General features: G+C 71.0%; 1 protein-coding gene. It reads right to left on the bottom strand.

The genetic code is table 11. From position 1 onward, the window contains the following. On the bottom strand, window positions 1–414 hold a 414-nt coding region (locus EO141_RS21260), incomplete at both ends, for a penicillin-binding transpeptidase domain-containing protein (protein ID WP_256359926.1).

The raw sequence follows: 414 nt of genomic DNA, 5'->3' as shown, positions 1-414 counted from the left end.
TCTCGCTCGTGGCCAGGCCGGAGAGGGGGTCCTGGCCGAAGCCGAAGCGCTCGGCCTGGTCGGCGAGCGCCTCCTGGCCGACCTCGCCGGCGAGGTCGCCGAAGCTCACGTTGCAGGAGACCTCGAGCGCCTGGCGCAGGCTGATCTCGTTGCCACCGCAGTTGCCGCCACCCTGGTTGGGCAGCTCGTAGTCGATGCCGGGGAAGGACAGCGTGGTGCCGCCCTGGACGTCGCTGTCGGGGTCGAGGTCGAGCTCCTCCATCGCCGCGGCGGCCGTGACGAGCTTGAACACCGAGCCGGGGGGCAGGGTCTGCTGGGTGCCGCGGTTGAGCATCGGCTGGTCGTCGTCGTTGGTCAGCTCCTGCCACGCGTCGTTGACGGACCCGAAGTCGTGGCTCGCGAGCCGGTTCGGGT

It is taken from the genome of Xanthomonas sp. BRIP62415, assembly GCF_003993515.1.
Lineage (GTDB): Bacteria > Pseudomonadota > Gammaproteobacteria > Xanthomonadales > Xanthomonadaceae > Xanthomonas > Xanthomonas euroxanthea.
This window is presented reverse-complemented; position numbering and strand designations above follow the sequence as displayed.